Below are 12166 nucleotides of genomic sequence, written 5' to 3'. Positions count from 1 at the left end.
ATCTTATAAATATCGTACACTCTTGTATTGTTTCTTTCTTTTCTCGAGGCTTAAATCAAAACGATATCCGAGCATTATTTCATGCGAACCACTTCTGGCTCCACTTAACTCTGAGATGCTTATGTCGTAACTATATCCGATTCGAAGTCCGTTGTTTAATTCAACGCCTCCCAGCAAAACAATGGCGTCTTGCATTCGGTAAGTTAGTCCGCCCCAATATTTGTCTTTCAATATGCCGTTAATGTTCCAGTCAATCTGGTAGCTCGACATATTTGTTTTCAGAAACACGGATGGTACTAATACAATTGGTCGTTTCTTCATTTGAATGCGATAGCCTCCAGTGATAAAAACGGTACGGTTAAGGTAAGAAGCGTATGTGTCCTTAAATTTAGGTTTTGGTTGATTAAGGTGTGCCACTGAAATACCCAGATAATACTCTTTGTGTTCCAGAAAAGCGCCAAACCCTACATCAAATGCCATTCCTTGCTCCTCAGTAAATGTTTCTCTGTCATGAGATTTTTTTCCTAAAAGGTCGTCATTGTCATCTGGCAATGTGTAGAGTAAACTTCCATTGATACCTTGATTAATCAAGCCCAAAGAAAGCCCTACTCCTAACTTACCGTAATCAGTTTCCCATCTTTTAGCATAAATAGCCGACATATACAAGGTTGTAAAGGCGCCTATTTCGTCGTTCATGATTGAAAAACCAACTCCGCTGTTCCATCCCAATAAATTAATTTCTGTATCAACTCCAAAAACCGTTGTACTTGGAGCCATGGATGTTTCATTGATTTTGTCTTTAAAACCTCCCATCCACTGTTGTCTGTTACCAAGCGTAATATTCATCATTTCGCTTGTACCTGCATATCCCGGGTTGACAGTCAGCTGATTAAACATGTTCTGACTGAACTGTGGATATTGTTGCCCCCATGAAATTGAAGCAACGCAAAATAACAGAAAAAATACTATTCTCCTAGCCATGCCTTAAAAAAGCTGGTGTTAACAAAAATGAACCGTAGTTCTTAAATTTTATCTGATTGAAGACAATACTCTTCAAACGTTTATTACTACCAGCGGACAAAATGCTGGGGATATATACTCTAAATTCATATTAAAGGTTTCGTTTTTCAAAATTATAAATCACAAAAACATTGTTTTAGGTTGATTTACAATCGTTTTTTTTGAATGTAGCGAAACCATTTTTCCGGTATCTCATTGGTCGATGCAGCATCAAAATCGTTACGAGCACAAGCAATAACTTCGGCATCATTGTTTTCACCAGGAATCTCAACCCACCACCTGTCGTTATCGTGATTGTTGTAAAACTTTATTTCGAGTTCGTAATCTTCCAGGTAGACAATAAATTGACGATAGCTATCCAAATCTTTCACCGGATAATCATTATAACGTAAAGCAATGCCTTCTAGTATGTGCCAGATGGCTTGTGCTTTTAAAACTACGCCTTGTTGTTTTGTATCTAATTGTGTATCAAGCTCAAATAGACCAAAAACTTTCAGGCGATCACTCTGGCCGGCATACCAAAGGCATTGGCAGAGTTCTTCACCACTCAAGCCATTGGGCATTGGTGTCAGGTGAGCTGGTTGGTCGCACTGGCGAACGCACGTCATGTCAACACTTAAAGCATCGGCATCGCGCATTGGGGGTTCAATAACTTTATGCCCCTGCTGTCGGATTTGACCTAATCGCAAAATATCGAACGAATGCTTTTTGATTTGCTCTTCCTGATAGGAGCTGAATAAATATTTTTGAGCAGCAATAATGGATAGGTCAGCAGGAGCAAGTCCATTATCACATAAAAAACCTAAATAACTGGAGGCCGAAAAGTCTTGTTCTGGGACCAGCCAGTCTATTTTAGAGTCAATAATAGCTAAGTTATAGTTGCTTTTGTGGTGGCGTAGGCCTTTAACCATCGGTAAGGTGTAGTCCTGACTGCCTCCAATTATGATTGGAAGTACTTTCAGTTCTAACAGCTTGTTGATGATATCTTCTAAGGCTTTGTAACGATCGTCTAGAGTATTGCCGAGCAGGTTGCCCATATCGACAATTTTCAGTGGTTTTGATAACGATCGTAAACCATACAAGTGACCGCGTGTTTTATCTGGAGCCATATCACAACCTTTGTGCGCCGAATTACGCGAATCGATGATGCCAATGATGGCAACATCAACTTCATCCCAGTTAATCGAGGATGGGCTTTGCAAAGGTGTTATTTGGTTGTTAAGTCGTTCGTCAACCGAACCAACAAATGCTTCAGTAATCTGATAGTTCGGTTGGGCGAAATAGTGTATCCAGTCTTCGGTCACAGTTTGGGTTATTTGGTTTTTTTAGTGCTCGTTTTCTTTTTAGTTGTCGTTGTTTTCTTTTTTGCAGCTGTTGTTTTTTTGGCAGTCGTCTTTTTTGCAGTTGACTTGGCGCCTTTTTTAGTTGTTGCTTTTGACTGGTCAGCAATCAAAGCCTGGCAGTCTTCCAAAGATAATTCTTCTGCATTTTTATCTTTCGGAATCTTATAATTCTTTTTCTGATATTTGATAAAAGGTCCCCAGCGTCCGTTAAGAATCTGTAAATCCGGCTCTTCATCAAATAACTTAATGATTTTCTTAAGGTCTTCTTCGCGCTTGGTTTTGATGCGTTCAATGGCGGTTTCTAAATCGATTTCAAACGGATCGTCCACCCCTTTTTTAAGCGAAGTAAATTTGCTGTCGTGGCGAATGTAAGGACCGAATCGGCCAATGCCAATCACTACTACTTTGTTTTCAAACTCGCCTAAAGTACGCGGTAATTTAAACAAATCAAGGGCTTCTTCAAGCGTGATGGTTTCCAGGTGCTGTCCTTTGCGCAATGAAGCAAAGCGTGGTTTTTCAGCATCTTCATCTTCCGATGAAACACCAATTTGTGCCAAAGGACCAAAACGTCCGATACGAACCGATACTTGCTGGCCACTTGTTGGATCGATGCCTAAAATACGCTCTCCTGTACTTTTTTCAGACACCTCTAACGTTTCTTCCACCTTCACATGGAATGGCTTGTAAAACTCGTCGATAGACTTGCTCCATTCAATATTACCAAGGGCAACATCATCAAATTCCTTTTCAACTTTCGCTGTGAAGTCAAACGACACAATGTTTTCAAAATATTTAACCAGGAAGTCGTTCACCACCATACCTATGTCTGTTGGGAATAGCTTGCTGCGTTCGGCTCCTGTAATCTCCGTTTTTTCACTTTCAACCAGTTGTTTGCCTTTTTCGAGCCAGATGTGTTGGTAAACGCGCTCTGTTCCGTCGCGATCTTCTTTTTCAACATACCCACGGTTCTGAATGGTTGAAATGGTTGGCGCATAAGTTGACGGACGCCCGATACCTAATTCCTCTAGTTTCCGAACCAGGCTGGCTTCCGTGTATCTTGCCGGTTTCTGGTTCCAGCGCTGACGAGCTTCAACATTTAGCATGTCTAATACGTCGCCTTCATTCATTGGTGGCAGTAATACACCCTCTTTATCATCCTGCTCACCTTCTGTATCAGTTGATTCAATATAAACTTTTAAGAATCCATCGAATTTGATGACCTCACCGGTGGCTGTAAATTTCTCTCCTGTAGAACCGGCATTTATATGGATGATCGTTTTTTCCAGTTGTGCATCACTCATTTGCGAAGCAATAGTACGCTTCCAAATAAGTTCATATAGCTTTTTCTCCTGGGCTGAGCCAGAGACAGTTTCTTTATCTAAATACGTTGGACGGATGGCTTCGTGAGCCTCTTGAGCCCCCTTAGCTTTCGTCTTGTATTTTCTTATTTTCACATACTCGGCACCCATTTTCTCAGTAATCATCGTTGATGCCATGTTTAAGGCCAGGTCAGATAGGTTTACCGAGTCGGTACGCATGTATGTTATTTTACCAGCTTCGTATAGTTTTTGAGCGATGGACATGGTTTGCGAAACCGAGTAGCCCAACTTACGCGATGCCTCTTGTTGCAGGGTAGAAGTTGTAAAGGGAGCAGCCGGCGATTTCTTCATCGGCTTTTTCTCGATCTGTGATACTAAAAATTCAGCATCGGAGCATTGCTCTACAAAAGCTTTGGTTTCTTCAAGTGTTTTAAAGCGCTTATGTAGTTCAGCTTTTAGTTCTTTAACACGTCCTTTTTCATCGCTTACCTCAAACAAAGCGGTTACGCGGTATGACGATGTTGGTTTAAAAGCAAATACTTCGCGCTCCCGGTCAACAATCAGTCGAACCGCCACAGACTGCACGCGTCCGGCTGATAAAGAGGGTTTTACCTTGCGCCATAAAACTGGCGATAGTTCAAAACCTACCAAGCGGTCGAGTACACGACGGGCTTGCTGTGCATTTACCAGGTTGGTATCAATTTTGCGAGGGTTTTCAACGGCTTTTTGGATGGCATCCTTTGTAATCTCGTGAAACACAATGCGACGTGTGTTTTCTTCTTTCAACCCAAGCGTTTCGAACAAGTGCCAGGCAATAGCTTCTCCTTCGCGGTCTTCATCGGAAGCGAGCCATACCATTTTGGCATTCTTAGCTAATTGTTTTAGTTCTTTAACAACATCCTTTTTGTCGGAAGAGATTATATAATCTGGTTGATAGTTATTATTGATGTCAACTCCAAAATCACTTTTTGATAAATCACGTATATGACCATAACTCGACTTCACTAAAAAGTCTTTGCCTAAAAACTTTTCAATGGTTTTTGCTTTTGCAGGTGACTCGACTATCACCAGATTCTCTTCTGTAACCGTTGTTTTTTTACCCATCTCTCAATTATCTTTCAAACACCACTTAGTGTTAAAGCTCGCAAAATTATATAAAATTGTCACAATGTTAAAAAATGAAAATGCTTTACGCAAACGTTCGCCTGTTTCTATCAATCAAATTTTACTATTTTTACACCAAAATATCAATTATTGGTTTGAATCCGGCATAATGATACACTATAACTGTAACCCTTGTCAATAGCTACATTAATCTATGCAAGGATTAATTATTGATGCGAGTAATTTAATGTCTGATATTTCTAACGAATAAAACTATCCTGTACTGATGAATCAAACAAAGTCAAAATATCGCAAGTTGGTTATTACCTTTTGGGTAGTGGTGATTGGAGGAATGTTATCTGTTTTTACCTTATTCACCATGATTTCATATGGCATGCTCGGTTTTATGCCAAGCTTCGAGGAGTTAGAAAACCCGAAGAGCAACCTGGCTACCGAAGTCATTTCAAGTGACCAGCAAATATTAGGTAATTATTTTAACGAGAACCGAAGCTATAGTACATATGAGGAATTATCTCCAAATATTGTTAATGCATTGATTGCAACTGAAGATGTTCGTTTTCACGATCATTCGGGTATTGATGCGCGAGGCTTGGCTCGTGTCATGTTCCGCACAATTCTGATGCAGGATCAGAGTTCGGGTGGTGGTAGTACAATCACTCAGCAGCTGGCTAAATTATTATTTCATGGTCAGGCTGCCAGTACACTCGAACGAGCTTTTCAAAAGTTAAAAGAATGGGTCATCGCCGTAAAGCTCGAAAGAAGTTATACGAAGGAAGAAATATTAACGATGTACCTGAATAAGGCCGAATTTATTTATGATGCTTATGGAATCAAAAGTGCCGCTCAAACATTTTTTAATTCAGCTACCGATACTTTAAAGGTTGAAGAGGCTGCTGTGATTATTGGGATGCTTAAAAATCCGGCACTTTATAATCCGGTTCGTCGACCAGAACTGACGCAAGATCGTCGTAATGTGGTATTGCACCAGATGTTGAAAGCCAAATTCTTAACAGATGCGGAATACGATTCTTTATCGACCATGCCCTTAGGCTTGCAGTTCAATCGAGCTGACCACAAAGAAGGTCCGGCACCCTATTTTAGGGAATATCTTCGCTTAAGTCTGACGGCATCGGAGCCTCAGAGAGATAGTTATCCATCGTGGATGGAAGCTAAATTTATTGAAGATAGTATTCGATATGTGGATGACCCCTTGTATGGCTGGATAAACAAGAATTATCGTCCTGATGGAACAAAATACGATATTTATAAAGATGGTTTGAAGATTTATACAACCATTGATTCGCGCATGCAGCATTATGCTGAGGAGGCAGTCAAGAACCATTTGAGTCAAGATATTCAACCTAAATTTTTTGCAGAGAAGAAAGGTCGCCCGGGAGCACCTTATACCGAAGATTTGGAGAAGGAAGACTATGAAAAGATAATTGAGCGTGCCATAAAAAATACGGATCGTTATCGCGGTTTAAGAAGCAGTGGTGCTGATATGGACAGTGTAATGCGTGTTTTCAATACCAAGTATGATATGACTGTCTTTACATGGGAAGGTGAGCGCGATACATTGATGACACCTTTAGATTCGATTCATCACTATAAATTTTACTTGCGTGCCGGTATGGTGTCAATTGATCCCCTGTCTGGTCATGTAAAAGCATACGTTGGTGGGCCAAATTTCAAGCATTTTATGTACGACATGGCTGGTAAAGGAAAACGTCAGGTAGGTTCAACTATTAAGCCATTTGTATACACTTTGGCGATGCAGGAGGGTTTTACACCTTGTGATTTGGTACCAAATATTGCTCAAACTTTTTACCTGGGCGGAGGAAAAACCTGGACGCCGCGTAATAGTGGCAGTAAGCGGGCTGGTGAGATGGTCACTTTGAAATGGGGACTAGCTAATTCGAACAATAATATTACAGCCTGGGTGATGAAGCAGTTTAACCCACGAGCTGTTGCCAATACCATCCATGAGTTAGGTATTAAAAGTCCAATGGATGCCGTGCCGGCCTTGTGTTTAGGAACGCCCGATTTTGGTTTAATGGAAATGACAAGCAGCTACTGTACCTTTGCTAATAAAGGGGTGCATATTGAGCCGATGATTGTAACACGAATTGAAGATCGCTATGGTAATGTAATTAGTGACTTTCATCCGCAAAAACGCGAAGCGATTAGCGAACCAACAGCCTACTTAATGTTAAACCTGTTGCAGGGAGTGGTTAACCAGGGAACTGGTAATCGATTAAGATACAGATATCAGTTTACAGGACAAATTGGTGGAAAAACGGGTACTACCAATAATAACTCCGATGGATGGTTTATGGGGGTAACACCACAGCTGGTAACCGGAGTGTGGGTCGGTGGCGAAGACAGAGATATTCACTTTGATTCAACCTACCTGGGACAGGGGGCTAATGTGGCTTTACCAATCTTTGCTCTTTATATGAAAGAAGTTTATGCCAATGAGGAAATCGAGATTACGGAAGAAGATGTGTTTGAAGAACCACTTAATTTCTATGTAAACCTTGATTGTAATCAGCAAACACAGAAGGTTGTCGATCAAGAAGAAGGTGAAGCGGCCGAAGAGGAAGAATTGGAAAATGTTGAGGAATTCTTTTAGAAGGATCAATCACCATATATAAAAATAGCTGCTCTGGTTTGGAGCAGCTATTTTTATATATGGTGATTTTGCTATAAGCTATTGGCTATTAACTGCCAGCTTTTTATGGCATCTTGTAAACAAATGCATTAATGTTCATGCCGGCACCAACAGATGTCATTACTACGTTATCTCCAGTTTCAAGTGTGTGGCCTTCCAATTTGCCTTTTAAAATAAGGTCGAAAAGTGTTGGTACAGTTGCCACACTGCTGTTGCCCAGCTCACGTATGGTCATTGGCATCACATTTAAATCAACATTGCGCTCACCATATAAACGGAATAAGCGCTTCAGAATAGCTTCGTCCATTTTAGCATTGGCCTGGTGAATCAAGACCTTTTTAATGTCAGACAGCGACATCCCGTTCTTGTCCAGGCATTCTTTAGCCAACTGTGGAACGTTGGTCAAGGCATAGTTGTATAATCGGCGTCCGAACATTTTGAGGAAGAGGTTTTCTCCCTTTAGTTCTTCGTTGTACGGGTTGTCCATACGAAGCAGGTCGATGTGCTCTTCGGTGTCTGTTTGAACCGCATGTTTCAGTATGCCAACAGGTATTTTGCTTTCACAGGCTTCCAAAAGCACAGCACCGGCTCCATCGGCAAAAATCATAGAGTCGCGATCGTGCGGCTCCATGGCACGGCTTAGTGTATCAGCACCAATGACCAATGCGCTTTTGGCATCACCCGATTTGATGTAGTAATTCGCCTGAATCATAGCTTGTGTCCAGCCCGGGCATCCAAAAGTAATGTCGTAAGCAATAGTTTTTGGGTTTTTAATACCCAATTTATGCTTCACCCGTGATGCTAATGTTGGAAGAATATCGGGATAAATAGTGCCGTGTCGCATATCGCCCAGGTTATGCGCTACAATGATGTAATCCAGTTTTTCCGGGTCAAAATCAGCATCTTCCAATGCCGCTTTTCCGGCAAACATGGCTAAATCAGATGTGACATGATTTTTTTCGGCACATCGTCTTTCAGCGATGTCGGTGATTTGCTCAAATTTATCAACAATTTCCTGTCCTTCTGTTTCAATAATGGTTCCATCATCGTTGTAGAAGGTGTTGCTGGTAAAATCGGCATTTGCTTTCACCACAGGAGGAATATAGCTTCCCGTTCCGGTAGCTACCGCATAAATCTCAGCCTTTGAATTCATTTTTACTTTTTTTCTAATATCAAACTATAAGTGGGTATCGAAATATTTTAGCTCAACGTCGTTTCCATCAAAAACACCGTAAGAAAAGTGTTGTATCCAGTCGCCCAGGAAAATAAGCTGGCTCTCAGGTCCCACACCGACCGTCCGTGCCACGTGGCGATGACCAAATACAAAATAATCGATAGCTTCTTTTTTCAAAAAATCTTTGGCATAAAGCACAGCAAACTCCTTGTCGTCGCCAAGGTAGCGGTTGCCATAAATTTCATTATTTTTTTTACGGCTTTTGCCCGACCAGAAGTCGGCTAATCCGATGCCGCAATTAGGATGAATGCGGGCAAATAACCATTGAGCAAATTTATTGGTAAAAACCGATTTAAGAAAGTTATAATGACGATCATAATCACCTAATCCATCTCCATGAGCCAGGAATAGTTTTTTGCCGTTAAAGGTTCTAACAACAGGATCTCGATATACCTTGACGCCACACTCGTTTTCAAGATAATCGAAGAGCCAGATGTCGTGGTTACCAGTGAAAAAATGTACTGGAATGCCACTATCGGTAATTTCAGATAATTTGCCCAAAAAGCGGGTAAATCCCCGAGGGACAACTTTTTTGTACTCAAACCAGAAATCAAAGATGTCGCCCATCAGATAGATTTCAGAAGCTTTATCCTTAATCGAATCGAGCCAGGCCACAAATCGCTTTTCGTGCTCACGATGATTCTTAATGCCGGGAGCACCTAAATGCACATCGGAGGCAAAGTATATTTTCTTCGTTGTTTCCAAGTAAATTGTCTAGGTTTTTATTTAACGCACAAATATATCAGAAAAATCAAGTTTCTCCTAACTATATGGAAGGGGTAAATAGTTGTTGAACAAACAAATAAAATAGTCGAAAACTTTATTGAATCCGATTTTAAGTATGTGAGTTATGTAAATGATTGATAATTAAAAAGCCGCGGGTTGATTTTGACTCTACCTGTTGCTTTTGAGCACATTTCATTTGGGTTGTATAAAATGAAAAGACCTTAAGGTTTCTAAAACCTTAAGGTCTGTTATAATATTCAATGAAAGATATATCTTTTATAAAATCTCGTTCAATTTATCCGTAAGGCGATTGCCAAATAGGTTTTTACCAATGATTTCGCCTTTAGGACTGATAATGTAGTTCGATGGTAATTGCTGAATGTTGTACAGACGGGCAGGGAAAGAGTTGGTGTATTTCAAATCACTAACATCTACCCAGGTGTAACCTTCTTTTTTAATGGTGCTTTCCCAAAGTACTTTACTCTTATCAAGGGAAACGGAGTAAACCTCCAGCCCTTTGTTTTTGTGCTTGTTGTACATTTTTTTCAAATGACGGTTGGCAGCAACTGATTTTTCGTCCCATGAAGCCCAGAAATTAACAATGATAGTTTTTCCCTGCAACGATGATAGCTTAATGGTATCACCCTGAATATTTGGAGCCTCGATGTCGACATAGCCACTTTCAGCCGCTTTTGAAGCGATTAACTCTTCAGCAAATTTCTGATGTTGTTGCTGAGCTTTGGCACCCAATACATAGTTGTACAGGTGACTGGCTCTTTCCGATTCAGGAAAATAAAGGTTTAAGCTTGTTGCCAGTGTTGAGAAGTATACCTGGTCTTTTTTGTCGAATACATTCAGAACCGCTGAGTTATCATCTAAATTCTGAAATAAGGCATAATAACCGGCAAAAGAACGTGGGTTTTCCATGATGAATTCACCCACAAAGGCTTTGTGTTCTTGTAGCTTCTGATCGTATTCTTTCTCTAATTCTTTTTTCATCTCGCTGTTGTCTGTAGCCTGATATTTAGCTACAAGGGTATTAAGCTCTTTGTTGAGTTTGCGAATACGTTTATTAAACATCTGAATATAGACCGAACCAATGGAATTGCGCAACTGGTAACTTGTTTCCAGGTTTTTGGCATCGGCATTGATAACAATAGTTTCTGTAGTGTCGGCCAATAAGGTAATGTAGTTTTTGGGGCTTAATTTCAACATTAAGAAGGTTGGTTCCGTCAAGCGATCTTGTTTAAACTCAAAGTCACCATTCTTAATTTTAACCGAGTCAATAATCACCGTTTGGTTTAAATCCATACGCTCCAGATAAAGCATTTTATCCTTAGCGCCTTCAATGCGGCCACTTACTGTGTATTGCTCTTTATTGGTACACGCGTTTGCGATTAATAATATTAGCAGTAAAAACAGTCCCTGTTTCATATATAGATTCAATTGATTGTACTTTAGTTTGTTCCTTATGTTCCTTCGATTATAATCGCTCAAATATAGGATTAATTTTTAATTATTTGTTGAATGGCAGGCCTTAGCTCTTCCAATTCCCTTGCGCGTTTGACAATTATTCTATTGTCATCAAGCAATAAAAGTGATGGGAGTGAAGTCAATCCAAATTCTTTCATAACAGGAGAATCTTCACCCTTTAAATCTGAGAGGTGCAGAAGAGCTAAACGATCTTCTTTTATTGCTGCCAGCCACCTGTCTTTGTTGTCGTCCATTGAAATCATACAAATCTGTAAACCTTGGCGACGATAACTCCTGCTCCACCGCATCAGTTGTTTGCTAACTTGTCGCGATGCTAATTCTTCTGAATTCCAAAGTACTAATAGTGTTGGTTTGTCGATGAGCGTATCTAATGCAAATTCCCTTCCCCACGCATTGGTGATAGAAATTGAAGGCAAAGTGCGTCCTTCTTTGGTTAATGAATTAAACAGGTTCTGGCTCATGATGGAGTCTACCTGTAACGCAAAAACTCTGACCGGTTTATAATGGGGATATAAATTGCTGAGTTGGTTGCTCGTTTCATAGATATAATCGGCTTCGTTTTCACGATTTAATAAATAGTGATTGCCAGCCTTTAGTTGGGCTGTCAATAATGGCAAAAGTGTATTTCTATGATTTTTCTGTGAACGTTTAAGGTCTTTTGCACTCTTTTCGATACTGTGGTTAATACGATTGTAAATAGAATCGCGGACCCTGAAATACTCATCAGCCATAATAGAATCTGGAATGGTGGCTGTTGTTTGAGCAATTTCATCTTCAAGGCTTGCGGCTATTGATTGGCATTTCCACAATGCTTTTGTAGCTTCATTGCCTGTGATGGTTAATTCGTTTGATTCTGTCTTAAAGCTTCCACTAATAGAGAATGGAAAAGTGTCCTTAATTAATAAAGTGGTAACGGTTTGTCCGTTAATCCGCAATTCGTAAATAGCATCAGGAACGGAGTCTTTTATAAATAAAAGGTGATTCGATTCTTCGTCGACAATTGCTTTGTCAAATAACTGGTAATCATCTTGTAAAATGTAAAGTTCGGCCTCGCCGGTAATGTGATTATCAGGTTTAAGCGTTAAATACGGGGTCTTTTGTGGTTTTGAACAGGCCGCAATAACGATGACAATTGAGATTAAAATAATGTGCTTCATGCTAAGGAAGTTTATACAAAAATATAAAAAAGAAGCTATTTTGTTTGTTAGGCTTCACTAAGTCCGTTTACTATATT

At 40.1% G+C, this 12166-nt stretch carries 8 protein-coding genes; 1 reads left to right on the top strand and 7 read right to left on the bottom strand.

What is annotated here, in order from left to right; all coding sequences use genetic code 11:
- Positions 1–3: 3 nt before the first annotated feature.
- The 3 genes from J1N10_RS10855 to topA all read right to left on the bottom strand — a co-directional run bounded on the left by J1N10_RS10855 (position 4) and on the right by topA (position 4786).
- Complete coding sequence (locus J1N10_RS10855; RefSeq protein ID WP_262326729.1) at positions 4–981, bottom strand: PorP/SprF family type IX secretion system membrane protein; 978 nt, start codon at positions 979–981, stop codon at positions 4–6.
- Positions 982–1166: 185 nt separating this feature from the next.
- Entirely contained in the window at positions 1167–2324 is a 1158-nt protein-coding gene (locus J1N10_RS10850; protein WP_262326728.1) for an arginase family protein, read from the bottom strand.
- An 8-nt stretch (positions 2325–2332) separates the two neighbouring features.
- Positions 2333–4786 (bottom strand): type I DNA topoisomerase, encoded by a 2454-nt coding sequence (gene topA / locus J1N10_RS10845; protein WP_262326727.1) that lies wholly within the window; start codon positions 4784–4786, stop codon positions 2333–2335.
- A 286-nt stretch (positions 4787–5072) separates the two neighbouring features.
- Here topA and J1N10_RS10840 point away from each other — a divergent pair, with 286 nt between their 5' ends.
- Entirely contained in the window at positions 5073–7439 is a 2367-nt protein-coding gene (locus J1N10_RS10840) for a transglycosylase domain-containing protein (protein WP_262326726.1), read from the top strand.
- A gap of 103 nt (positions 7440–7542) precedes the next feature.
- On the opposite strand, the gene J1N10_RS10835 is transcribed toward J1N10_RS10840, so the two are convergent.
- The 4 genes from J1N10_RS10835 to J1N10_RS10820 form a co-directional block, all read right to left on the bottom strand.
- Positions 7543–8631 (bottom strand): 3-oxoacyl-ACP synthase III family protein, encoded by a 1089-nt coding sequence (locus J1N10_RS10835; RefSeq protein ID WP_262326725.1) that lies wholly within the window; start codon positions 8629–8631, stop codon positions 7543–7545.
- A gap of 24 nt (positions 8632–8655) precedes the next feature.
- Positions 8656–9417 carry a UDP-2,3-diacylglucosamine diphosphatase gene (locus tag J1N10_RS10830; protein WP_262326724.1) on the bottom strand — a complete coding sequence of 254 codons (762 nt, stop codon included), beginning with the start codon at positions 9415–9417 and terminating at the stop codon, positions 8656–8658.
- A gap of 297 nt (positions 9418–9714) precedes the next feature.
- Positions 9715–10872: a TlpA disulfide reductase family protein gene (locus tag J1N10_RS10825; RefSeq protein WP_262326723.1), complete on the bottom strand. Its 1158-nt coding sequence runs from the start codon at positions 10870–10872 to the stop codon at positions 9715–9717.
- A 71-nt stretch (positions 10873–10943) separates the two neighbouring features.
- Positions 10944–12089, bottom strand: coding sequence for a TlpA family protein disulfide reductase (locus J1N10_RS10820; protein WP_262326722.1), 1146 nt, complete (start codon positions 12087–12089; stop codon positions 10944–10946).
- Positions 12090–12166: the final 77 nt, after the last annotated feature.

This window comes from Carboxylicivirga litoralis (assembly GCF_025499605.1).
GTDB classification, from domain to species: Bacteria; Bacteroidota; Bacteroidia; order Bacteroidales; family Marinilabiliaceae; genus Carboxylicivirga; species Carboxylicivirga litoralis.
The sequence above is the reverse complement of the archived record's forward strand: the minus strand, read 5'-3'. Positions and strand labels throughout refer to the sequence as shown.